This window comes from Pseudooceanicola marinus, assembly GCF_020177265.1.
Classification (GTDB): Bacteria; Pseudomonadota; Alphaproteobacteria; order Rhodobacterales; family Rhodobacteraceae; genus Pseudooceanicola; species Pseudooceanicola marinus_A.
In genome coordinates, this window is the sequence record NZ_JAIVMC010000007.1 from 75,790 (window position 1) to 99,057 (window position 23,268).

The following is a 23,268-nucleotide window of genomic DNA, read 5'->3' on the forward strand; positions in this document are numbered from 1 at the left end:
CGGATCGCATTAATTGGGCTTCATGACCAAGACCCTCCCCCTTGCCGATGCGGCCACTCAACCCTTCTGGCGGCGCCCCGTGGCGCTGCTGTTCCTCATGGCCGCGGCGATGCCGATCTCCTTCGCCACCTGGTCGGCGCTGCTGAACAACTTCGTCATCGAGGCGGCGGAGTTCGACGGCTCCGACATCGGCTGGCTGCACACGGTGCGGGAGATCCCGGGCTTCCTCAGCTTCGGGGTGATCCTGGTGCTGATCCTGGTGCGGGAACAGGCGCTGGCGCTGACCTCGCTGATGCTCTTGGGGATCGCCACGGCTCTGACCGCCTGGTTCCCCTCGCTCGGCGGCATCCTGATGATCACCTTCCTCAGCTCGGTCGGCTTCCACTACTACGAGGCGGTGAACCAGTCGCTGCAACTGCAATGGCTGACCCGCGAGGAGGCGCCGAAGGTGCTGGGCAAGCTGCTGGCGGTGGGATCGGCGGCGACGCTGGTGTCCTACGGGCTGATCGTGCTGCTGTGGGATCCGCTGGGGCTGACCTACAACACGGTCTTCATGATCGCGGGCGGGATCACCGTGGCCATCGCGCTGTTCGCGCGCTTCAGCTACCCGCGCTTCGAGAGCCCGCATCCGCAGCGCAAGACGCTGGTGCTGCGCAAGCGTTACTGGCTCTATTACGTGCTGCAGTTCCTGGCGGGCGCACGGCGGCAGATCTTCGTGGTCTTCGCGGGCTTCATGATGGTCGAACGCTTCGGCTTCGATGTGCATGAGGTAACCTCGCTCTTCCTCATCACGCTGTTGGGTAACATGATCATCGCCCCCCTGATCGGTCGCGCCGTCAGCCGTTTCGGCGAACGCCGGGTGCTGCTGGTGGAATATGCGGGGCTGGTCACCATCTTCACGCTCTACGGAGGAATCTATTTCTTCGGCTGGGGGCTGGTGCTGGCGGCCACGCTCTACGTGATCGACAACCTGCTGTTCGGCCTGGCGCTGGCGCTGAAGACCTACTTCCAGAAGATCGGCGACCCGGGCGACATGGCCCCCACGGCCGCCGTGGCCTTCACCATCAACCACATCGCGGCGGTCGTCCTGCCGGCCTCGCTGGGCTACCTTTGGCTAGTCTCTCCGGCGGCGGTCTTCGTGCTGGCCTCGGGGCTGGCGGCCTGTTCCTTCCTCTTCGGCCTGCTGATCCCCCGCCACCCCGAACCGGGGTACGAGACGATCTTCGCCGGCCGTCGCGCCCCTGCCGCGGCAGAGTGAGCGTGCTTGACGCCGGGCCGCCCTGCGCTTAGGCCGCTGGGCGACCCAAGATGCGAGGACGCAATGGCCACCTGGACCGCCCTGACCACCCTTGAAGCCAAACACGACGCCGAGGCCCTCGGCGCCGCGATGGAAGGGCTGATGCCGGAACCCACGGGCGTCGGCGTCTTCGAGATGGAAGACGGCTCCGGCCTGTGGGAAGTGGGCGGCTACTTCGAGGAGAAGCCCGACATTGCCGGGCTGGCCCTGCTCGCCACGCTGCACAACGCGCGCCCCTTCGCCGTGTCCGAACTGCCCGAGACCGACTGGGTGGCCCATGTGCGCCGCGAACTGGCGCCCGTCGAGGCTGGCCGCTTCTTCGTCTACGGCTCCCATGATGCGGACAAGCTGCCGCAGGATCCGGCCAAGATCCCGCTGCTGATCGAGGCCGCGATGGCCTTCGGCACCGGCCATCACGGCACCACGCTTGGCTGCCTGAAGGCGCTGGACCGGCTGGACAACGAAGGTTTCTCCACCGATCGCACGGCCGACATCGGCTGCGGCACCGCCGTGCTGGCCATGGCGGCGGCGAAGATCTGGCCGGGCACGCCCGTGGCCTCCGACATCGACCCGGTGGCGGTCGAGGTGGCCGAGGCCAACCTGAAAGCCAACGGCATGGCCGGCGCCGTCACCTGCTGCGAGGCGGCCGGGTTCGATAACCCCATCCTGGCGGAGAAGGCCCCCTATGGCCTGATCTTCGCCAACATCCTGATGGGCCCGCTGGTGGCCCTGGCGCCCGACCTTGCCAAGCATCTTGAGCAGGGCGGCTACGCCATCCTGTCGGGCCTGCTGAACGAGCAGGCCGAGGCCGTGCAGGCCGCCTACGAGGCCGAGGGCTTCGCCCTGCACCACGCGGAGCAGATCCGCGAATGGACGACCTTGACCCTGCGCCGGGTCTGACGCCAACACCTTCGTCCCGACGGTCCGGACCCGGTCAGCACGAATCGCTGTACCGGGTTTGACCGCTTTTGGCCCCATTCAGGCCCGAATCCTGCGTTTACCTTGATCTCGACGGGCTGGGGGGCCTGAGAGCTGAGGGACGAGATGACCCAATCCTTTAGAGAATTCGACGACCGTGTGCGCCGGATCCAGAAGAAATCGCGCCGCGCTGGCGGCATGCGGTTCACGGTGGATGAATACGGCAACGTGCGCCGGCGCGGCGCCCGCCGCTTCGGGTTGTGGCGCCTGACCCGCGGACTGGTGGTGCTGGTCGCGGCGATCTACCTGTTCAAGGTGATCGGCTTTGCCTTTCTCGGCGCTGCGGAGTTTGAACGCCGGGCCGATATCCTGTCGGAGGGCGCCCGCTGGGAGCGTACCGTTGGTCGCCTGATGCAGGTCGACCCGCTGACCCAGGAGCTGGGCAGCCGTCTGCGCCCCTACATCATGCACCAGTAACCCGGCTCGGGGCCGCCCGGGCAGGGCGGCTCTGCCCCTCGGCAAGAGGGCCTTGGGTCCCCGACAAGGCTGCGCCGGGAAAGTGACCCCAGAAAAGAAGAAAGCCGCCCCGGTTTCCCGGCGCGGCTTCCTGTCCCCGAAAGCGGCGCGGCCCCCAAAGCCGCGCCTTTTTCGGGTCTCAGATTTTCGAGATGTGGTCGATGTCGCCGCGGACCAGGCCGATGTCGTTCAGTTCACGGTCGGTCAGGCGGGACAGGGCCTTGCGGGTGACGCGGGCGTCGTTCCAGTTCATCACGGCGGCAACCAGGTGGTTGACGGCGGCGGCGATCGGCAGAACCAGGGAGGTGGAGGCGGCGGTGCGTGCGTAGAGCGTGGTCATGGTCGTAGTCCTTAACTTTCGGGGTGGGGCCCTGTGCCGGACCCCGTTGGGTTGTTCTCTGACGCCGCAGGTAGGATTCTTTTTCCGCCCAAACAATCGGCATTTTTGCATGAATTGCATGCGCGTTTTGCATGGCTGACCATTTGTTAAAATTTCGTTCGAAAACCCATAAAAATCCGTGACATTGGCGTCGGGTCTGAGCCGCCGAGTGTCGGATTCGCGCGATTTCGACATGCGTTTTGCGCAGGAAGGCGACCCGGGCGGGGTCTTGGCGAATGTTCTCCTTTCGTGCTAGGTCAGTGAAAAACCCGTGAACACATCCGCGAACACGGGGGCTCGGGCAGGAAAAGGGGCGGCAGCATGCGCATTCTGGGGATCGACCCGGGGCTACAGAACCTTGGCTGGGGCGTGATTCGTGTCGAAGGCAGCAAGATTGCGCATCTGGGCAACGGCGTCTGCCATGGCACCGGCACCGCCCTGGCGCAGCGCTTGCTGGCCCTGCACGACGCGCTGACGGAGGTCTTCACCCGGTTCGAGCCGGACGAGGCCGCGGTCGAGCATGTCTTCGTCAACCGCGACGGGGCGGGCACGCTGAAACTGGGTCAGGCGCGGGGCGTGGCCCTTCTGGTGCCGGCGCGTTTCGGGCTGGAGGTGGGCGAATACGCCCCCAACCAGATCAAGAAGACGGTGGTCGGCGTCGGCCACGCGGACAAGAAACAGATCCAGCACATGGTGAAGATGCAGCTGCCCGGCGTGCAGTTCGCCGGCCCCGACGCTGCTGACGCCCTGGCCGTGGCGATCTGCCATGCCCGCCACGCGGGGTCGTCGCTGGGCAAGCTGATGAAGGCGCAGGCATGAGGAGAGGCGCATGATCGGGAAACTCTCGGGTCGGATCGACTACAAGGCCACGGATCATGTCCTGCTGGACGTGCGAGGCGTCGGCTATGTCGTCCACTGCTCCGATCGGACGCTGGCCGCGCTGCCCGGTCCCGGCGAGGCGGTGGCGCTTTATACCGACATGCTGGTGCGGGAGGACCTGTTGCAGCTCTTCGGCTTCCCGACGCTGGTGGAAAAGGAATGGCACCGGCTGCTGACCTCCGTGCAGGGGGTGGGGGCCAAGGCGTCGCTGGCGATCCTGTCGGCGCTTGGCCCCGACGGGGTCGGCCGGGCGATCGCGCTTGGCGACTGGAATGCGATCAAGGCGGCGAAGGGGGTGGGCCCTAAGATCGCACAGCGTGTCGTGGCCGAGCTGAAGGACAAGGCGCCCACCGTCATGTCCATGGGCGGGCAGAGCGCCGAGGTCACCGAGGTGATCGAGGACGCCCCGATGCCCGCGGCGGCCAGCCCCGCGCCCCGGGCGCCCAAGCCGGCGCCGAAACCGGCAGCGAACCTGCAGGGCGATGCACTCTCGGCGCTTTCGAACCTCGGCTATCAACCCTCGGAAGCGGCGGGCGCGGTCGCCCAGGCGCTGAACGAGGATCCGGACCTCGACATGGCCGGGCTGATCCGTGCGGCGCTGCGCCTGCTGGCGCCGAAGGAATGAACCGCTCTTGCCCGTTCCCCGTGCCCGGCGCTAGGAGGGTCGAATGACAGAACCCGACCCCACCCTGCGCCCCGATCCGCTGCCCGAGGATGCCGCCGGCGACACCCGCGCCCTGCGGCCGCAGCAGCTCGATGACTTCATCGGCCAGGCAGAGGCGCGGGCGAACCTGAAGGTCTTCATCCAGTCCGCGCGCCAACGCGGCGAGGCGATGGATCATACGCTGTTCCATGGGCCGCCGGGCCTCGGCAAGACGACGCTCGCGCAGATCATGGCGCGGGAGCTGGGGGTGAACTTTCGCATGACCTCCGGACCGGTGCTGGCCAAATCCGGCGACCTGGCGGCGATCCTGACCAACCTGGAGGCGCGCGACGTTCTCTTCATCGACGAGATCCACCGCATGAACCCGGCGGTGGAAGAAGTGCTGTATCCCGCGATGGAGGATTTCGAGCTGGATCTGGTGATCGGCGAAGGCCCCGCCGCGCGCACCGTGCGGATCGAGCTGCAGCCCTTCACCCTGGTCGGCGCCACCACGCGCCTCGGCCTGCTGACCACGCCGCTGCGCGACCGTTTCGGCATCCCGACGCGGCTGCAGTTCTACACGGTCGAGGAGTTGCACGACATCGTCACCCGCAACGCGCGCCTGATGGGCGCCCCCGCCGACGCCGAGGGCGCGCAGGAGATCGCACGCCGGGCGCGCGGTACGCCGCGGATCGCCGGGCGCCTGTTGCGCCGGGTGGTGGATTTCGCCGTTGTCGAGGGGGACGGCACGATCACCCGCGCCCTGGCCGACCGCGCGCTGACCCGGCTGGGCGTGGATGAGCTGGGCCTCGACGGCGCCGACCGCCGCTACCTGCGGATGATCGGCGAAGGTTACGGCGGCGGCCCGGTGGGGATCGAGACCCTGGCGGCGGCGCTGTCGGAAAGCCGCGACGCCCTGGAAGAGGTGATCGAGCCCTATCTGCTGCAACAGGCGCTGGTGCAGCGCACGCCCCGCGGGCGGATGCTGGCACAGCGGGCCTGGGGGCACCTCGGGCTGACCCCGCCCCGGCGGGAGCCGCAGGCGGGCCCGGATCTCTTCGGCAAGTAGCCTCGCCCGGCCGCCCAACCCGACACCTCCCGCGAAGGAAAGGACAAAGCATGCAAGGACTGGCCCCCAGCCCCGAAGAGGCCGAGGCGCTGTTCACTGGCCCCGACGGCAGTTTCCGCTTCGCCCGCTGGTCGCGCCCGATCGCGCCGGTGGTCTTCGGCGCCACCGACGACAGCGTCGCGCCCCTGAAGGCGGCGATGGCGACGGTGGTTCTGGCCGCCAATCACCGGCTTGCGGAAACGGACCCGGAACTGGGCGCCAACCTGATGATCTTCTTCCTGACCGACTGGGCCGAGCTGGCCGAGGTCGAGAACATGGATCGCCTGGTCCCAGACCTGCCAGCCCTGCTGCCGCGCCTGCAGGCCGAGGAGGCCGATCAGTACCGCTTCTTCCGCTTCGAGGAGGACGGCTCGATCAAGGCAGCCTTCGTCTTCCTGCGCATGACGGGATCGCTGGCCGGCATGCCGGCGGCGGACCTCGGGATGGAACAGATGCTGAAAACCATGCTGCTCTGGGCGCCCGGAGCCTTCGCGGGCCGTTCGGCCCTGGCGCGGGTGGAAGGGCGGACCGAGGCAGTACTGCGGCCCGACCTGTCCTCGCTGCTGCGCGCGGCCTATGATCCGGTCCTGCCCGCCGCATCGCAGGACCCCGTGCTGGCGATGCGCCTGGCGGCCCGGGCCGGGCAGCTCTTCAACTGAGCAAAGGGGCGCGGCGCCCCTCTTATCCGACAGCCGGAAATACTCCGGGGGTGCGGCGGCTGGCTCCTGACTGGCTTGCCCGCGCCTCTGGACAGCGGGCGCCGAAGGAGGCAGCAAGACGTCATCAGGCCGTCGGGCCCAAAAGCAGGAGCGGAGAATGCACAGGTTCGATCTGCGGGTCTACTATGAGGACACCGACCTGGCGGGGATCGTCTACTACGCCAACTACCTGAAGTTCATCGAACGGGCGCGCAGCGAATGGGTGCGTGATCTGGGCGTCGATCAAGCGGCGATGAAGGCCGAGACGGGCCAGGTCTTCGCCGTGCGCCGGGTGGTGGCCGACTACCTTGCGCCCGCCCGCTTTGACGACCGGCTGACGGTCGTGACCCGGGTGCTGAAGGTCACGCCCGCCCGGATCATCCTCGGCCAGGATGTCACCCGCGAGGGCGAAAGCCTTTTCACTTCCGAGGTCACGCTGGTCGCGCTGGACGGGCAGGGCGGGGCCACCCGCCTGCCGGCGGTTCTTCGCCAGTTGACCCCCGCCTGAGGGGCGAACACCCCGCTGCTCACGCCGCCGAAAGGCCTTTGTCATTGGCCTTTGATCGGGATCTGCGCTAGGTTCTCTGACAATTGGCCCATCAGACGGCCCGGCGAGAAAGAGCAGACGAATGGAAACCCAAACCCTGGCAATGGCGTCGGAGATCGACTTCTCCATGCTTGGCCTGTTCTCTCAGGCAACCTTCACCGTGAAGCTGGTGATGCTTCTGCTGATCCTGGCGAGCTTCTGGAGCTGGTCGATCATCATCCAGAAGATCATCGCCTACCGCGCCGCCCGGCGCGAGGCGACCCGGTTCGACCGGTCCTTCTGGTCCGGTGAGCCCCTGGATGAGCTTTACGACGAGATCGGGCCGGACCCCTCGGGCCGCAGCGAGCGGATCTTCGCCGCGGGCATGACCGAATGGCGCCGCAGCTACCGCAGCGACGGGCAGATGATCGCCGGCGCCCAGGCGCGGATCGACCGGTCGATGGACGTGGCCATCGCGAAAGAGGCCGAAAGCCTGCAATCGGGCCTGCCGGTGCTGGCCACCGTCGGCTCCACCGCGCCCTTCGTGGGCCTCTTCGGCACCGTCTGGGGCATCATGCACGCCTTCATCGGCATTGCCGCCACCCAAAACACCAACCTGGCGGTCGTGGCGCCGGGCATCGCCGAGGCCCTGCTGGCCACCGCGCTTGGCCTCTTGGCGGCGATCCCCGCGGTCGTCTTCTACAACAAGCTCAGCACCGACTCGGACCGGCTGGTCGGCGGCTACGAGGCCTTCGCGGATGAGTTCGCCACCATCCTCGGCCGCCAGCTGGAGGCCTGAGCCATGGGAGCGGGTGTCATCGGAAAAGGCGGCGGCGGGCGCCGCAGGGGGCGTCGCCACGGCGGTCGCGCACGGCCCATGGCCGAGATCAACGTCACGCCTTTCGTGGACGTGATGCTGGTGCTGCTGATCATCTTCATGGTCGCGGCGCCGCTGATGGTCACCGGCGTGCCGGTGCAGCTGCCGCAGACCCAGGCCACGGCCCTGCCCACAGAGGCCGAGGAGCCGTTGTCGGTCACCCTGACCGCCGATGGCCGCATCCTGATCCAGACCACCGAGACCGACCGCGCCGAGCTGGTCGACCGCCTGCGCGCGGTCGCCGCCGAACGCGCTTCGACCCGGATCTACCTGCGCGCCGACGGCTCTGTCTCCTACGATCAGGTGATGCAGGTGATGGGCGCACTCAACGCCGGCGGCTTCAGCGACATCGGGCTGGTCACCGACCAGGCCGATCCCACAGCGGAGGCCGGCTGAGGCCGCCAGAGAATGAACACGGGCCAAACCATATCCGGGGCCGTCCATCTGGGCCTGATCGGCTGGCTGTTTCTCGGCGGGCTGTTCACCTCTGACCCCCAGCCGGCGCAGGTCAGTCCGGTGACGCTGATCACCGAGGCGGAGTTCGCGGCGCTGGAGGGGGCGGCGCAGCCCCCCGGGGCGGCGACCGAGCTGTCGCAGCCCGAGGCCCCCGCGCCGGAACCCGAACCCCAGGCACCCGCCCCGGAACCGGAGGCCCCCGCGCCCACGCCCGAGCCGCCGGCCCCCGCGCCGGAACCGGCGCCGGAACCCGATCCCGTCCCGGAGGTTGAACCGGAGCCGGTGGTGCCCCAGGCCGAGGTCGATGACGTCGCGCCCGAACTGCCGCCGGTCCCCGAACAGGTGCAGGGCCCCGACCGTCCGGATCTGGAGCCCAGCCCCGAAGCCGCCCCGCGCGTCAGCCCAGAGCCGGTCGCGCGCCCTGAGGAAGACGTGGCCGTGGACATCGAGACCCGCCCCGAGGTCGCCCCCTCGGACGCACCGGCCGAGGTGCAGCAGGACGAGCAGGAGGCCGCGGCCCCCGAACGCTCGACCACCGAGATCGTGACCGAAGCCGACAGGCCCTCCGGCGCGCCGACGTCCTCCGTGCGGCCCAAGAGCCGCCCGCAGCGCCAGGCGGAGGCACCGGAGCCGGAGGCGGAACCGGAAGATCCGCAGCCGCAGCAGCAGGCCGCGCAGCCTGAACCGGAGCCCGAGCCCGCGCCGCAGCAAAACGACGACGCCATCGACCAGGCCCTGGCCGAGGCGCTCGGGGCGGGCGGCAGCGAGGCCGATGCGCCAGTGCGCCAGGGGCCGCCCCTGTCCGCGGCGGAACGCGAAGGCCTGCGCCTGGCGGTTCAGCAATGCTGGGTGGTCGATCCCGGCTCGCCCGCCGCCCAGGTGGTCGTGACCCTGTCCTTCTCGCTGGATCGCGACGGGCAGGTGCAGCAATCGACGTTGGAAATGGCCAGCGCCCAGGGCGGTGACGCCGCGGCCCAGCGGGCGGCCTTCGACGCCGCGCGGCGTGCGGTGCTGCGCTGCAATGCCATGCAGGGGGGCTTCGCGCTGCCGCCCGAGAAATATGACAGCTGGCGCGACATCGAAATGACATTCAACCCGGAGAGAATGCGGAACCTATGATGACACGCCTTGCAGTCCAGACCCCGCTTGCCCTTTGCCTGAGCCTGGCCCTCGGCCTGGCCGCCCTTGTCGCGCCGCTGGCGCCGGGGGCCGCGCAGGCGCAATCCTCCGGTCCCCTGCGGATCGAGATCACCGAGGGCGTGATCGAGCCGATGCCGATCGCCGTGCCGGCCTTCGTGCCCGAGGGCGGCGAGGCGGGCCAGATGGCCGCGCAGATCAGCCGGGTGGTGGTCGACGATCTGGTGGGTACTGGCCTCTTCCGGGAAGTTCCGCCCTCGGCCCACATCGGCCGGATCACCTCGTTCAACAGCCCCGTGCAATATGCCGACTGGAAGGCGATCAATGCCGAGGCACTGATCACCGGCGCCGTGGCCGTGCAGGGCGGGCAGGTGAACGTGAAGTTCCGCCTGCATGACGTCTTCGCCGATCAGGAAATGGGGGCGGGCCTGCAGTTCACCGGCACCGAGGCCGGCTGGCGGCGCATGGCGCACAAGGTGGCCGACGCGGTCTACAGCCGGATCACCGGCGAAGATCCCTATTTCGACAGCCGCACCGTCTTCGTCTCCGAGGACGGGCCCAAGGACGCGCGGCGCAAGCGGCTGGCGATCATGGATTACGACGGCGCCAACGTGCAGTTCCTGACCGACAGCTCCTCCATCGTGCTGGCGCCGCGGTTCTCCCCCACCGGGGACCGGGTTCTTTACACCAGCTACGAAAGCGGCCGACCGCAGATCTACATGCTGGACGTGGCCAGCGTCGGGCGCCGCGTTCTGGATACCGGGGCCGGCGACATGGCCTTTTCCCCGCGGTTCAGCCCCGACGGGCGCACGGTGGTCTATTCCAAGACCGAGGGCAGCAACACCGACATCTACCGCATGGACATTGCCAGCGGGCAAAGCACCCGGCTGACCGATGCCCCCTCGATCGAGACCGCGCCCAGCTTCAGTCCCGACGGCTCGCGCATCGTCTTCGAAAGCGACCGCAGCGGCAGCCAGCAGCTCTACATCATGCCGGCGACGGGCGGCGAGGCGCAGCGGATCAGCTTCGGCGAGGGGCGCTACGGCACGCCGGTCTGGTCGCCGCGCGGCGACCTGGTGGCCTTCACCAAGCAGTCCAAGGGCCGTTTCCACATCGGGGTGATGCGCACCGATGGCTCTGGCGAGCGGCTGCTGACTGCCTCCTTCCTGGATGAAGGTCCGACCTGGTCGCCCAATGGCCGCGTCATCATGTTCGCCCGCGAAACCCAGGGCGCAACGGGCTCCTCTTCGCTCTACACCGTTGATATCACGGGGCGGAACCTGAAGCGGGTCTCGACGCCCTCGGGCGCCTCGGACCCGGCCTGGGGGCCCCTGCAATGAGCGCGAGCGCCCGTCGCACGCCCAGCTTCACGTCCTTGCCGTCAGGCAAGGGCGTCCTTGCTGCCCCGGCGCTTGCCCGGGGCGGACCCGGTACTATACGCTACACAAAACATATGAGGCACGACGCATGACCCATCTGGTGAAAGCCACCCTCCTGTGCACCGTCCTGGGCCTCGGCCTGGCCGGGTGTTCCAGCATGAGGCCCGACCGTTTCGACAATGTCACCGATCTGAACCAGGCCGGTGGCGCTGGCGCCGCGGGGACCGTTTCCGATCCCAGTTCTCCGGCCTACTTCCAGCAGAGCGTGGGGGACCGTGTCCTCTTCGCCGTGGACCAGTCGACGCTGAGCTACGAGGCCCAGGCCGTTCTGGACGGCCAGGTGCGCTGGCTGCAGTCGAACCCCAGCTACCAGGTCCGCATCGAGGGCCATGCGGATGAGCAGGGCACGCGGGAATACAACCTTGCCCTGGGCGCCCGCCGCGCCACGGCCGTGAGGGACTACCTGGTGTCGAAGGGCATCCCGCAAGGCCGCCTGACCACGATCAGCTACGGCAAGGAACGCCCGATCGAGATCTGTTCCGAGGAAGCCTGCTACGCCAAGAACCGTCGCGCCGTCACGGTGCTGACCGGCGGCGTCGGCATGTAACGCGCATCTGGTCGCCCCGGCGCAGGGACGGCGCCGATCCCGGTTCGAAAACCGGGGCGGGCGACCACGATGCCGCAAGGCGGCGGTCCAAAGGGCCGCCTCTGTCCGGTCTCGCAGGGCCCCCGGCGCGCCACTGGCCCGCCGGGGGTGGTGCGGCACCGACGAAGAGTGAGGGAGACGGCAATGCCCGATCGCAGACTGCCCCTGAAACGCGCGTCGCTGACCCGGCGCTGGCGCCAGCTGGCGCTGCGCCTGGCGCTGGTCGCGCCGTTGGCCCTGGCCCCGCTGACCGCCCCCGCGCCGCTGGCCGCCCAGGATCGGCAGGAGACCCTGGCCGACGTGCGCCAGCAGCTGACCCTGCTCTATGGCGAGGTGCAGGGGCTGAAGCGCGAGCTGTCGACCACCGGCGCGCCCACGCAGATGAGCGGTGGCGGCAGCCAGCTTGAGCGGCTGAACGCCATCGAGGCTGAGCTGCGTCGCCTGACCGGCAAGACCGAAGAGCTGGAACATCGCATCGACCGTGTCGTCACCGACGGCACCAACCGCATCGGCGACCTGGAATTCCGCTTGGTCGAGCTGGAAGGCGGCGACCTGAGCCAGCTGGGCGAAACCACGACCCTGGGCGGCGGCGCCGCGCCGGCGACCTCCGGGTCCGGCGCCCCGGCGTCTGAAACCAGCTCGGGCATCGCCCAAAGCACACTTCCCGCTACCGGCGATACCGCAAGCGGCGGTGCCGCGCCCCAACTGGCGGTCAGTGAAGAGGCCGACTTCCAGTCCGCCTCCGATCTGCTGGACAACGGGGATTACAGCGCGGCCCTGTCGGCCTTCGAGACCTTCAAGGCCAGCTACCCCGGCAGTCCCCTGACGCCCGAGGCCGACCTGGGCCGTGGCCGGGCGCTGGAGGGGCAGGGGGACATCAAGTCTGCCGCCCGTGCCTATCTCGACGCCTTCTCGGCCGCACCCTCCGAGGACAGCGCGCCCGAGTCGCTCTATCGTCTGGGCCTTCTCCTCGGCCAGCTGGGCCAACAGAACGAAAGTTGCGTGACCCTGAGCGAAGTCTCCAACCGCTTCCCCGGCGGCCCCTGGGCGACCGAGGCGAGCACCGCGCGGCAGCAACAGGGCTGTAGCTGACACCGGCATCTGAATGACTGAAAGCACCTCCCTCCTGAAAGAGATCGTCGCCGGGCATTTCCTGCCCGGTCCCGCCGAGGAAATCGGCCTGGCGGTCTCTGGCGGGGGGGATTCCATGGCGCTGATGCATCTCATGGCCGAAGTCGCCGTCGAGGGCGGTCTGCGCCTGCGCGTGGCCACGGTGGATCACGGGCTGCGGCCCGAGGCGGCGGACGAGGCGGCCCGTGTGGGCGAGGCGGCTGCGGGCCTGGGCCTGCCCCATGAGGTGCTGCACTGGGACGGCGCCGCGGATGAGACCGGCAACCTTCAGGATCGCGCCCGCCGCGCGCGCTATGACCTGCTCGCGGACTGGGCGCGCCGCCACGGCATGCGCCAGATCGCCCTTGGCCATACCTCCGATGACCAGGCCGAGACCTTCCTGATGCGCCTGGCGCGCGCGCCGGGCGCCGACGGTCTGTCGGGCATGGCGGCACGTCGCCGCATGGGGGCGGTGACGCTGGTGCGCCCGATGCTGGAGATCTCGCGCAGCTGTCTGCGGAACTACCTGGAAACCTGCGGCCTCACCTGGGTCGAGGACCCCTCGAACCAGGACGACCGTTTCGACCGGGTGCGCGCCCGCCGCGCGCTGGAGGTGTTGCGCCCCCTGGGCCTGACCGTCCAGACATTGTCGGAAACGGCGAAGAACATGGCCTCGGTCCGCAACGCGCTTGGCTGGTATGCCTTCACGGAGGCGCAGCGCCTGGTGCGGATCCAGGGGGGCGACCTGGTGATCGAGCGCAGCGGCTTTCGCGTCCTGCAGCCCGAGATTGCGCGGCGTCTGCTGTCACAGGCGTTGATCTGGATTTCGGGCAGCGACTACCCGCCGCGGCGCCGGGCGCTTGCGATGGCGCAGGAGGCGGTGCGATCGGGCTCCGGCATGACGCTGCACGGCTGCCAGATCTCGGTCACGCCGCGCGAATTGCGCATCACCCGCGAATACGCCGCGGTGAAGGATCTGAGTGTTCCGGCCGACGGTGTCTGGGACGGGCGCTGGCGGCTCAGCGGCCCCTGGGGCGACCGCTTCGGCGCCGCGGGGGCGGAGATCCGCCCACTGGGCGCCGAAGGCCTGCGCCTGTGCAGTGAATGGCGCGCCTCCGGTCTGCCTTACCGGTCCCTGCTGGGCTATCCCTCGGTCTGGATGGACGGGGACCTGGTGGCCGCACCCCATGCGGGGTTCGGTGACGGCTGGCGCGCGGATCTGCTGCGGGGCGAGGACGCGCTGCACACCGGCCTCCTGGCACAGTGAGCGCGGCGTCATTTTTTCGCCCAAAGTGACCGGCTCGGGCTCACGACGGGGTCGCGGTACATTGAACCCGGGGCGATCAAGCTTATTTAATCCCGGACGCCCTTATGCTAGGCGACTTACGACTTCGACTTAGGGGAGACCTTTCGTGGGTACCGCAAAAAACCTCGCCTTCTGGGCCGTACTGCTGCTGCTGATCGTGGCGCTGTTCAATCTGTTCGGCGGCTCGAACAGCGCGCTGCAAAGCCAGTCCCGGCCCTACTCCCAATTCGTTCAGGAGGTGGACGACGGATTCGTGCAATCCGTGACGCTGGATGGCGAGAAGGTGCTGTACCGCGGGACCGACGGCCGCGACTACGTGACCATCAAGCCCGAGGATGCCGAACTGACGAGCGAGCTGATCGCCGACGGCATCCCGGTCGAGGCGCGCAGCCAGGAAGAGAACGGCTTCCAGGCCTTCATCATCTCGCTGCTGCCGATCCTGCTGCTGATCGGCGTGTGGATCTATTTCATGAACCGCATGCAGGGCGGCGGCAAGGGCGGGGCCATGGGCTTCGGCAAGTCCAAGGCCAAGATGCTGACCGAGAAATCGGGCCGCGTGACCTTCGACGACGTGGCCGGCATCGACGAGGCCAAGGAAGAACTGGAAGAAATCGTGGAATTCCTGCGCAATCCGCAGAAATTCTCCCGTCTGGGCGGCAAGATCCCCAAGGGCGCGCTTCTGGTGGGCCCTCCGGGCACCGGTAAGACGCTTCTGGCCCGTGCCATCGCAGGCGAGGCCGGCGTGCCCTTCTTCACCATCTCGGGCTCCGACTTCGTCGAGATGTTCGTGGGTGTCGGTGCAAGCCGTGTCCGCGACATGTTCGAACAGGCCAAGAAGAACGCCCCCTGCATCGTCTTCATTGACGAGATCGACGCCGTGGGCCGCCATCGTGGCGCTGGCTATGGCGGGGGCAACGACGAACGCGAACAGACCCTCAACCAGCTGCTGGTCGAGATGGACGGCTTCGAAAGCAACGAGGGTGTGATCATCGTCGCGGCCACCAACCGCCGTGATGTGCTGGACCCCGCGCTGCTGCGTCCGGGCCGTTTCGACCGCCAGGTGACCGTGCCAAACCCCGACATCAAGGGCCGCGAGAAGATCCTGGGCGTGCACGCCCGCAAGACGCCCCTGGGCCCCGATGTCGATCTGCGCATCATCGCGCGCGGCACGCCCGGCTTCTCGGGCGCCGACCTCGCGAACCTGGTGAACGAGGCCGCGCTGATGGCCGCCCGCGTCGGGCGACGTTTCGTGACCATGGTCGATTTCGAGAACGCCAAGGACAAGATCATGATGGGCGCCGAGCGCCGCTCCATGGTGATGACCCCGGCGCAGAAGGAAATGACGGCCTATCACGAGGCCGGCCACGCCATCGTCGGCCTGACGCTGCCGAAATGCGACCCGGTCTACAAGGCCACCATCATCCCCCGTGGCCAGGCCCTGGGCATGGTGATGTCCCTGCCGGAAATGGACCAGCTGAACTACTTCAAGGATGAGCTGGAAGAGAAGATCGCGATGACCATGGCTGGCAAGGCCGCCGAGATCATCAAGTACGGTGAAGAGCACGTGTCGAACGGTCCCTCGGGCGATATCATGCAGGCCTCCAACCTGGCGCGGGCCATGGTGATGCGGTGGGGGATGTCCGACGCGGTCGGCAACATCGATTACCAGGAGGCCGCGGAGGCCTTCCGTGGGGGCGGCGCCGGTGGCTTCTCCATCTCCGCCCAGACCAAGGAGATGATCGAGAGCGAAGTGAAGCGGATCATCGACGAAGGCTACCAGGAGGCACACCGCATCCTGAGCGAGCGTCACGAGGAATGGGAACGTCTGGCTCAGGGCCTGCTGGAATATGAGACCCTGACCGGCGCCGAGATCGAGCGTGTGATCCGTGGCGAGCCCCCCCATGCCGACGACGGCGAGGACGACAGCTCCGACCAGGGCTCCGCGCCGTCCGTGGCGGCGATCCCGAAGACCAAGCCGAAGCCCAAGCCCGATGGCGGGCTGGAGCCGGAACCCTCCGCCTGATCGAGCGCGAGAGGAGAAGATTGAGAGGCCGGGGCAAACGCTCCGGCCTTTTCCCTTCCTGTATCGGCCCTTGGCAGATGGCCGCCGGCGGGAGTATTTGCAGCCATCGTATAGGGGTAGGTCTTCCTTCTTTCATACGATGGCTGCAAACACTCTGGGGGAGTCTCGGCGGGCCGAGACGGGGGCAAAGCCCCCTCCGCCGATTGCCTCTTCCCGCCGCTTTCGGGTTGCCGGGCGCCGGGCTTACGGCGAGGATCACCCGTGCCCCGGACCGGAGAAAGACATGCCTGCCCTCATCGCCACAGAGTACACCGCACGCATCACCTGGCTGGGCCTCGTGCCCGACCGCGACAGTGACCTGCCGTCCGTCCGGCGCGAACGGCTGGAATTGCGGTTTTCCGGACCGGCGGGGGAAAGCCATGGCGGGCTGACCCGCCCCAGCTGTTCGCGGGTCCTGACGCAGTACCCGCAGCAGGGCACCGAGATCCGCAACGTACGTCAGTTGTCGATTCTCTCGGCGGAGGAACTGGCGAAGATCGCCGAGGGCTGTGGGCTGGAGACGCTGGATCCGGCTCTGCTTGGTGCCACCATGGTGATCGAGGGGATCCCCGATTTCAGCCATGTGCCACCCTCATCGCGCCTGCAGGGCGCCGACGGGGCCACCGTGACGGTGGACATGGAAAACCGCCCCTGCCTGCTGCCCGCGCGGGAGATCGAGAAACGGATGCCGGGCCACGGTAAGCCCTTCAAACGCGCCGCGCGCGGGCTGCGCGGCGTCACCGCCTGGGTGGAGCGCGAGGGCGCCTTTACCCTGGGCGAGGAGATCCGCCTGCATATCCCGCATCAGCCGGTCTGGGCCCACCTGGATCGCGCCTATGCCGATGCCCGCGACTGACGGGATGCGCCGGAGGGCCCCTGCGCGCGGCCAATAAAAAACCGGCAGGTTCCGAGCGAGGAACCTGCCGGCAGTCAGACTGAGTTCTGGGGAAAAGTGTCGTCAGGCAAACAGCGCCACGGCCAGCGCAAGCGTGGCAGCGAAGCTGGGGAAGACGACGAGGGCAGCGGATCTCATGTTTGTTCTCCTTGGGCAGCTATGGAGTTATCGTCCGTTCGGGGTATTAACGCGGTGTTGAGGAAAAAAGTTCCGCTGCTCTTATCCACAAGTTTCTGACTGCGGAAGTCATGAATACCTGACCGTATGGAATTCCTGCCTTGCTGCATCTGCATGACAGCCCCTTTGGCAAGCGGCGCGGGGACGGGTAGGCTCCGCGCGACCGCCCCCGGAAACCTCTCCGCGGCAGCCAGAAGGAGACAGCCATGAGCCAGCCCAGTGACATCGAGATCGCCCGCGCGGCGCGGAAGAAGCCGATCACCGAGATCGCGGACCGCCTGGGCATTCCCGAAGAGGCCGTGCTGCCCTATGGCCGTGACAAGGCCAAGGTGGACCGCGATTTCATTGCCGGCCTCGCGGATCGGCCCCGGGGCAAGCTGGTGCTGGTCACCGCCGTGACCCCGACGCCCGCGGGCGAGGGCAAGACGACGACCACCGTGGGTTTGGGCGACGGGCTGGCACGGATCGGCGAAAACGTCGCGATCTGCCTGCGCGAGGCCTCGCTGGGCCCCTGTTTCGGCATGAAGGGGGGCGCCGCCGGCGGTGGCCATGCCCAGGTGGTGCCGATGGAGGAGATGAACCTTCATTTCACTGGCGATTTCCATGCCATCACCAGCGCCCACAACCTGCTGGCGGCGATGATCGACAATCACATCCACTGGGGCAATGCGCTGGACATTGACGCCCGGCGGGTGACCTGGCGGCGGGTGATGGACATGAACGACCGGGCATTGCGCGACGTGGTCGTCTCGCTGGGCGGTGTCGGCAACGGGTTTCCGCGTCAGACCGGCTTCGACATCACGGTGGCGAGCGAGATCATGGCGATCCTCTGCCTGGCGCGGGACCTCGACGACCTGCAGGCGCGCCTGGGCCGGATCATCATCGGCTATACCCGTGACAAGGCCCCGGTGACGGCGAAGGATCTGAAGGCCGACGGCGCCATGGTGGTGCTGCTGCGCGAGGCGATGCAGCCCAACCTGGTGCAGACGCTGGAGAACACGCCCGCCTTCGTCCACGGCGGGCCCTTTGCCAATATCGCCCATGGCTGCAATTCCGTGGTGGCCACGGAAACTGCCTTGCGCCTGGCGGACATCGTGGTGACCGAGGCGGGTTTCGGCGCCGACTTGGGGGCCGAGAAGTTCCTGGACATCAAGTGCCGCAAGGCCGGCCTGTCGCCCGATGCGGCGGTGCTGGTGGCGACAGTGAGGTCGCTGAAGATGTCGGGCGGTGTCGATAAGGCCGACCTGGGCGACGAGGATGCCGAAGCGGTGGCGCGTGGTTGTGCCAATCTGGGCCGCCACCTGGAAAACCTGCGCGGCTACGGCCTGCCGGTGCTGGTGGCGATCAACCGGTTCGACGGCGATACCGAGGCCGAACTGGCGGCCGTGCGCGACTACGTGGAGGGGCAGGGGGCCGAGGTTCACCTGTGCACCCACTGGGCCGAGGGGGGCGCGGGCACCGAAGGGCTGGCGCGCCGCGTGGCCGAGGTGGTGCAGGCGGGCGAGGCGGATTTCGCGCCGATCTACCCCGACGACATGGGGTTGGTGGAAAAGATCGAGACCGTCGCCCGGCGCATCTACCGCGCCGAAGGCATCGACATGCCCGCCCCGGTGCGCGCACAGCTGGCGGACTGGGAAAAGGCGGGCTTCGGGGATCTGCCGGTCTGCATGGCCAAGACGCAGTATTCCTTCAGCGCCGACCCGGGCCTGCGCGGGGCGCCCGACGGGTTCCGCGTGCCGGTGCGCGAGGTGCGGTTGAGCGCCGGGGCCGGCTTCGTGGTGGCGATCTGCGGGGAGATCATGACCATGCCGGGCCTGCCCCGCGTGCCGGCGGCCGAGGCCATCGGTCTGAATGAGGCGGGGGAGATCGAGGGGCTGTTCTGACGATCCCCGCTGTCGGACGTTCCTGATCCGCATAAGGCGCGAGGCGTGGATTGTGAAAGATCCACGCCCTCAGGTCGTCTCGACACAGGGGCAGGCGATATCACTTTTCGGACCTTTCGGGCTTCACCGGGGCCGCTTTTCCTCACGTGAACTTTGCCTATGAATGCATGGAAAGTATAATCACTTTCCTTTTGCGGAGCATGCTAATCTGATCAGGCAGCGATTCCCCTTTGGAGTCCAGAACCGGCGTTTGGCATGGTTGCCCGGGCAGATCCGCCCTAGGTTGAGGAAAGGCAAACTCTGCGCCGTCGCCCTTCAGCGTGGCATCGGGATCGGCCGAGCCGTCGACCCGGTGAGGATGGCGACCGCACCCGCCCCCATCAGGCCCGACAGTGCCGGGTCGCGCGTGCGCAGTCCGCCGGTGTAGGTACCGAAGGCCGGCAGGATCAGGCGTTGGCCGTCGAGCAGGAAACAGGGCCGCGCCCGCCCGCCGCGCAGACCGGCCTTGGGATGGTAATGGCCCGACACCTCCGCCTGCGCCCCGGGCAGGGCGATGTGGCGGAAGGTGAGGGGGCTGAGGGAGAGCTCGGCCAGATGTTCCCCGCCCAGGTCGACGGGGCCGGGATCATGGTTGCCTTCGATCCAGATCCAGCGCCGCCCGGCCTGCAACGTGGCGATCCACAGCCGGTGCGCCTGCGGCAGGGCACGGGCGGCGGCGTCATCGTCGAAACTGTCGCCCAGGCAGACCACGGTCTCGGCCTGCGTCTGCTGCAGCGCCTCTTCGAGGCGCGCCAGCGTATCCTGGGTCTCATAGGGTGGCAGGGGCGACAGGGCGCGGCGTGCGGCGCGCTCGGCCTTGCCCAGGTGCAGGTCGGAGACGCAGAGCAGCCGTTCGGCGGGCCAGTGCAGCGCGCCCGAGGGCAGGGCGATCAACTGGGCCCCGGCAAGAGAGAAGGGATGGCCGGTCATGGGCCGTTCTTGGCGCGGGTGGCGAGGAAGGGCAAGAGGCGCCGTGGTGATGGGGTGTAGGTCGGACAGGGGGCTCTGCCCCCTGCTGCGCGCCCTCCCATGGACTGTTTTCTATAAGGAGAAGCCTGGAGCATGCGCCTGCCGAGAGGCTGCCGTCCTCCTCGCAGGCGCGAGGGCCGCTCAGGCGAGGCCCGCGGCCTGCATCAGGCGCTCGGCCTCCTGCTCTTCGAGCCGTTCGCGGCCCTCGCCTTCCACCGGAACCTTGCCGACTTCAAGAAACAGCGGCGCGGCCAGCGGTGTCACTCGGTCGAGGCGCAGGTGGTCGATGCCCGAGATCCGGCCCAGCATCTCCTCGATCCGACCGAAATCGACGAGGCCGCGCATGGCCTCTTCGCGGGTGATCCGCATCAGCAGATGATCGGGATCGTAGCGGTGCAGCGTGTCGTAGAGGATGTCCGAGGAAAACGTGGCCTGCCGCCCCGATTTGCGCGACTGCGGCGTGTTGCGGTTGATCAGGCCCGCGATAGTGGCCGAGGCGCGGAAGGTGCGTTTCATCACCGCGTTGCCGGCCAGCCAGCCCTCCAGCCCGTCGCGAAGCGCCTCGGCGTCGAAGAGCGGCGCGGGGTCGGTCACCGCGTCCAGCCCCCAGATCAGCGTGGCATAGTCGGTGGCGACGAAGCCGAGCGGGGCCAGGCCCATCTCCTCCATCCGCTTGGTCAGCAGAAGGCCCAGCGTTTGCATGGCGTTGCGACCGGCAAAGCCATAGACAACCAGGTGCTGCCGCCCGTCGTGGGGGAAACTCTCGACCAGCAACCGGCCCGGTTCCGGCAGGCGTGACACCTCGCGCTGCAGGGTCAGCCATTGCGCCGTATGGCCCGGCAGCTCGGGCCAGCTGTCCTGGCGGAACATCCGCAGGATGCGGTGCGACAGTTGGGTGGAGGTGGCGAATTTCGTGCCCGAAAACACCGCCACCTTGGGTTTGCGCCCCGGGTCGCGGCTGACCTCCACCGTCATTTCGCGCAACCCCTCGTAGCGGACGATGCGGCCGCCGATCAGGAAGGTGTCGCCCGGGGTCAGCGAGGCGGCAAAGCCTTCCTCGACCTCGCCCAAAGCCCGGCCGCCGCCGCGCTTCATCCGCACCTTCAGGGTGTCGCTGTCCTGGATCGTGCCGATGTTCATGCGGATCAGCTGTGCCGCGCGCGGATCGCGCAGCTGCCACTGCCCGTCGGGGCGCTGTTTCAGCCGCTGCCACTGGTCATAGCCGCGCAGGGCATAGCCCCCCGTCGCCACGAAATCGAGGCAGGCGTCGAAGTCCGCGCGGGTGAGCGCGGCATAGGGCCCGGCAGAGGTGACCTCGGCATAAAGCGCCTCGGCGTCGATTGGCCCGGCGCAGGCGGCGATCAGGATCTGCTGGCAGAGCACGTCACGCGGCCCCGGGCCCCGCGGGTCGCCATCCAGGTCGTTTTCCTTCACCGCCTCCAGCGCCGCGACGCATTCGACCACCTCGAAGCGGTTGGCGGGCACCAGCAGCGCCTTCGAGGGCGCGTTGTAGCGGTGGTTGGCACGCCCGATCCGTTGCACCAGGCGTTTGACGTTCTTCGGCGCGCCGACCTGGATCACCAGGTCCACGTCGCCCCAGTCGATCCCGAGATCCAGGGATCCGGTGCAGACCACTGCCCGCAGCCGCCCCTGCACCATAGCCTTTTCCACCCGCTCCCGCTGCTGCCGGTCGAGCGAGCCGTGGTGGATGCCGATCGGCAGGCCCTCTTCGTTGGCCATCCAGAGGTTGTGAAAGAAGATCTCGGCCTGGGCGCGGGTGTTGTGGAAGATCAGGGTAATGCGGTGCCGGCGGATCTGGTCGAGCACCTCTGGGATGGCATAGGCGCCACCGCCGCCGGACCAGGGGGGCGGCGTCTCGACCTGCAACATCTGGATGTCCGGCGCCGGGCCTGGGTCGGCCTGCAGGATGGCGCAGGGGTCCGGGTGGCGCGCCAGGAACCGCGACAGGGCGGGGGGATCTTCGACCGTGGCGGACAAACCGACGCGCCGCAGCCCGGGGCAGAGCGCCTCCAGCCGCGCCAGCGCCAGCATCAGCTGATCGCCGCGTTTCGATTCCGCCAGGGCATGGATTTCATCCACCACCACCCGCTTCAGCCCGGCGAAGATGCGCGGGGCGTCTTCGTAGCTGGTCATCAGGGCCAGGCTTTCCGGGGTGGTCAGCAGGATGTGGGGCGGGTCGGCGCGCTGGCGGCGCTTGACCGTGTAGGAGGTGTCGCCGGTGCGATCCTCGATGCGGATCGGCAGGTCCATTTCGTCGACCGGGGTCGACAGGTTGCGGCGGATGTCGGCGGCCAGGGCCTTCAGCGGCGAGATGTAGAGGGTGTGCAGTCCCTCGTGCCCCCCGTCGGCCAGTTCGACCAGTGTCGGCAGGAACCCCGCCAGCGTCTTGCCGCCGCCCGTGGGGGCGATCAGCAGCAGGGCAGGATCGTCCTTGCGCGCCAGCATGTCCTGCTGGTGCGGGTGGATCTGCCAGCCGCGGGCAGAGAACCAGTCACGGAACCGGGGGGGAAGCGTCATGGGGTAGAGATAGGCGCGGGGCCGGGGTTTGGCGAGGGGCGACGGGCGCCCGCTCGCGCAATTCTCAGGTGCCGGTGTCCTGGGTGTCGGCGGTGCGTCCGACCGCGCCGACCGCATCCAGCTGGGCCACTAGGGTGTCGATGGTGGTCTCGAACCGGCTGTGATCGGCGGCCGCGGCCTCCTGCGACCAGGTCGAGAAACGGTCGAGCAGGGGCAGGAAGGCCTCCACCTCGGCGCTGTCCCAGCCGCGCAGGTAGTCGCCCAGGATCATGAACTTCAGCGTGCGCACCGCGTCGACCGTCACCAGGCCCTTGTCGGTCAGCTCGACGATGGTGCGCCGCGCGTCCTGCTGGCTGACGCCGCGTTTCAGGTAGCCCAGGCCGATCAGGTCCGACACCAGCCGCGAGGCGCGCGACGGGTCGATGGACAGTCGACAGGCGATTGTGGACACCATCGTCTCGCCTTCCTCGTCGCCGAATTCGTTGGAGGGCGCGCGCGTGGCCATCAGCACGTCGAGCTTGGGCAGGTCGATGTCCAGCTTCAGCCGCTCCAGCGCCATGCGCCCCAGTTCACGCTTGCCCACGCGGCGGCGCCACTTCTGCAGCACAGCGTCGATCTGCAACGCCTGACGGGTTGCGGTTTCGGGAATGCCGGCCTCGGACAGAAGCGCGGCCAGGTCCTCTTCTCGCGTGGCGATCGTTCTACCCTCCGTTCGGATTATTGCATGCAGTTGACATGCATATGCCATGAGCATATATGAGACGCAATCCAGTTTAGCAAGGCGGGGATCGGTCTGTCACGCAAGTGAGAGGACCCTCCGGGCGCCTTCC

At 68.2% G+C, this 23,268-nt stretch carries 22 protein-coding genes; 18 read left to right on the top strand and 4 right to left on the bottom strand.

The annotated features are described in order from the left end of the window. Window positions 1–22 precede the first annotated feature (22 nt). The 3 genes from LC066_RS12960 to LC066_RS12970 all read left to right on the top strand — a co-directional run bounded on the left by LC066_RS12960 (window position 23) and on the right by LC066_RS12970 (window position 2,692). Window positions 23–1,258, top strand: coding sequence for an MFS transporter (locus tag LC066_RS12960; protein ID WP_224899672.1), 1,236 nt, complete (start codon window positions 23–25; stop codon window positions 1,256–1,258). Window positions 1,259–1,321: 63 nt separating this feature from the next. After that, window positions 1,322–2,197: a 50S ribosomal protein L11 methyltransferase gene (locus tag LC066_RS12965; protein WP_222477807.1), complete on the top strand. Its 876-nt coding sequence runs from the start codon at window positions 1,322–1,324 to the stop codon at window positions 2,195–2,197. Window positions 2,198–2,341: 144 nt separating this feature from the next. Next, window positions 2,342–2,692 carry a hypothetical protein gene (locus tag LC066_RS12970; RefSeq protein ID WP_224899675.1) on the top strand — a complete coding sequence of 117 codons (351 nt, stop codon included), beginning with the start codon at window positions 2,342–2,344 and terminating at the stop codon, window positions 2,690–2,692. A gap of 178 nt (window positions 2,693–2,870) precedes the next feature. Here LC066_RS12970 and LC066_RS12975 read toward each other — a convergent pair whose 3' ends face one another. Continuing rightward, on the bottom strand, window positions 2,871–3,071 hold the full coding sequence (locus LC066_RS12975; protein ID WP_222477811.1) for a DUF1127 domain-containing protein: 201 nt from the start codon (window positions 3,069–3,071) through the stop codon (window positions 2,871–2,873). A 360-nt stretch (window positions 3,072–3,431) separates the two neighbouring features. Between LC066_RS12975 and ruvC the strand changes: the two genes are divergently transcribed. From ruvC to LC066_RS13050, 15 genes are all read left to right on the top strand, one after another. Then, complete coding sequence (ruvC, locus tag LC066_RS12980) at window positions 3,432–3,929, top strand: crossover junction endodeoxyribonuclease RuvC (protein WP_222477813.1); 498 nt, start codon at window positions 3,432–3,434, stop codon at window positions 3,927–3,929. Between the two features lie 10 nt (window positions 3,930–3,939). Then, entirely contained in the window at window positions 3,940–4,614 is a 675-nt protein-coding gene (gene ruvA / locus LC066_RS12985; RefSeq protein ID WP_224899679.1) for a Holliday junction branch migration protein RuvA, read from the top strand. A 43-nt stretch (window positions 4,615–4,657) separates the two neighbouring features. Then, window positions 4,658–5,701 carry a Holliday junction branch migration DNA helicase RuvB gene (ruvB, locus tag LC066_RS12990; RefSeq protein WP_222477817.1) on the top strand — a complete coding sequence of 348 codons (1,044 nt, stop codon included), beginning with the start codon at window positions 4,658–4,660 and terminating at the stop codon, window positions 5,699–5,701. 50 nt (window positions 5,702–5,751) lie between these two features. Further along, window positions 5,752–6,399: a hypothetical protein gene (locus LC066_RS12995; RefSeq protein WP_224899681.1), complete on the top strand. Its 648-nt coding sequence runs from the start codon at window positions 5,752–5,754 to the stop codon at window positions 6,397–6,399. Window positions 6,400–6,556: 157 nt separating this feature from the next. Continuing rightward, window positions 6,557–6,946 carry a tol-pal system-associated acyl-CoA thioesterase gene (gene ybgC, locus LC066_RS13000; RefSeq protein WP_224899684.1) on the top strand — a complete coding sequence of 130 codons (390 nt, stop codon included), beginning with the start codon at window positions 6,557–6,559 and terminating at the stop codon, window positions 6,944–6,946. A 121-nt stretch (window positions 6,947–7,067) separates the two neighbouring features. Continuing rightward, the gene (tolQ, locus tag LC066_RS13005) at window positions 7,068–7,763 is read left to right on the top strand and encodes a protein TolQ (RefSeq protein WP_085887512.1); all 696 of its coding nucleotides are present in this window, start codon (window positions 7,068–7,070) and stop codon (window positions 7,761–7,763) included. 3 nt (window positions 7,764–7,766) lie between these two features. Next, window positions 7,767–8,237, top strand: a complete 471-nt coding sequence (gene tolR / locus LC066_RS13010; protein ID WP_224899687.1) for a protein TolR — start codon at window positions 7,767–7,769, stop codon at window positions 8,235–8,237. 12 nt (window positions 8,238–8,249) lie between these two features. Beyond that, complete coding sequence (locus tag LC066_RS21455) at window positions 8,250–9,416, top strand: hypothetical protein (protein ID WP_222477824.1); 1,167 nt, start codon at window positions 8,250–8,252, stop codon at window positions 9,414–9,416. After that, window positions 9,416–10,774 carry a Tol-Pal system beta propeller repeat protein TolB gene (tolB, locus tag LC066_RS13020; RefSeq protein WP_412103240.1) on the top strand — a complete coding sequence of 453 codons (1,359 nt, stop codon included), beginning with the start codon at window positions 9,416–9,418 and terminating at the stop codon, window positions 10,772–10,774. Before LC066_RS21455 ends, tolB begins: the two co-directional genes overlap by 1 nt. Window positions 10,775–10,901: 127 nt before the next feature. Beyond that, complete coding sequence (gene pal, locus LC066_RS13025; RefSeq protein ID WP_085887508.1) at window positions 10,902–11,420, top strand: peptidoglycan-associated lipoprotein Pal; 519 nt, start codon at window positions 10,902–10,904, stop codon at window positions 11,418–11,420. 183 nt (window positions 11,421–11,603) lie between these two features. Next, the gene (ybgF, locus tag LC066_RS13030) at window positions 11,604–12,551 is read left to right on the top strand and encodes a tol-pal system protein YbgF (RefSeq protein ID WP_224899695.1); all 948 of its coding nucleotides are present in this window, start codon (window positions 11,604–11,606) and stop codon (window positions 12,549–12,551) included. Between the two features lie 13 nt (window positions 12,552–12,564). After that, complete coding sequence (gene tilS / locus LC066_RS13035) at window positions 12,565–13,836, top strand: tRNA lysidine(34) synthetase TilS (protein WP_224899698.1); 1,272 nt, start codon at window positions 12,565–12,567, stop codon at window positions 13,834–13,836. A gap of 145 nt (window positions 13,837–13,981) precedes the next feature. Beyond that, complete coding sequence (ftsH, locus tag LC066_RS13040; RefSeq protein WP_222477831.1) at window positions 13,982–15,898, top strand: ATP-dependent zinc metalloprotease FtsH; 1,917 nt, start codon at window positions 13,982–13,984, stop codon at window positions 15,896–15,898. A gap of 283 nt (window positions 15,899–16,181) precedes the next feature. Continuing rightward, the gene (locus LC066_RS13045; RefSeq protein WP_224899702.1) at window positions 16,182–16,793 is read left to right on the top strand and encodes an MOSC domain-containing protein; all 612 of its coding nucleotides are present in this window, start codon (window positions 16,182–16,184) and stop codon (window positions 16,791–16,793) included. Window positions 16,794–17,215: 422 nt separating this feature from the next. Then, window positions 17,216–18,892 carry a formate--tetrahydrofolate ligase gene (locus LC066_RS13050; protein WP_224899705.1) on the top strand — a complete coding sequence of 559 codons (1,677 nt, stop codon included), beginning with the start codon at window positions 17,216–17,218 and terminating at the stop codon, window positions 18,890–18,892. 315 nt (window positions 18,893–19,207) lie between these two features. On the opposite strand, the gene pdeM is transcribed toward LC066_RS13050, so the two are convergent. From pdeM to LC066_RS13065, 3 genes are all read right to left on the bottom strand, one after another. After that, window positions 19,208–19,861: a ligase-associated DNA damage response endonuclease PdeM gene (gene pdeM, locus LC066_RS13055; RefSeq protein WP_224899708.1), complete on the bottom strand. Its 654-nt coding sequence runs from the start codon at window positions 19,859–19,861 to the stop codon at window positions 19,208–19,210. A 180-nt stretch (window positions 19,862–20,041) separates the two neighbouring features. Beyond that, window positions 20,042–22,438: a ligase-associated DNA damage response DEXH box helicase gene (locus LC066_RS13060; protein ID WP_224899711.1), complete on the bottom strand. Its 2,397-nt coding sequence runs from the start codon at window positions 22,436–22,438 to the stop codon at window positions 20,042–20,044. 64 nt (window positions 22,439–22,502) lie between these two features. Next, complete coding sequence (locus LC066_RS13065) at window positions 22,503–23,186, bottom strand: MarR family winged helix-turn-helix transcriptional regulator (protein ID WP_224899713.1); 684 nt, start codon at window positions 23,184–23,186, stop codon at window positions 22,503–22,505. Between the last annotated feature and the right edge of the window lie 82 nt (window positions 23,187–23,268).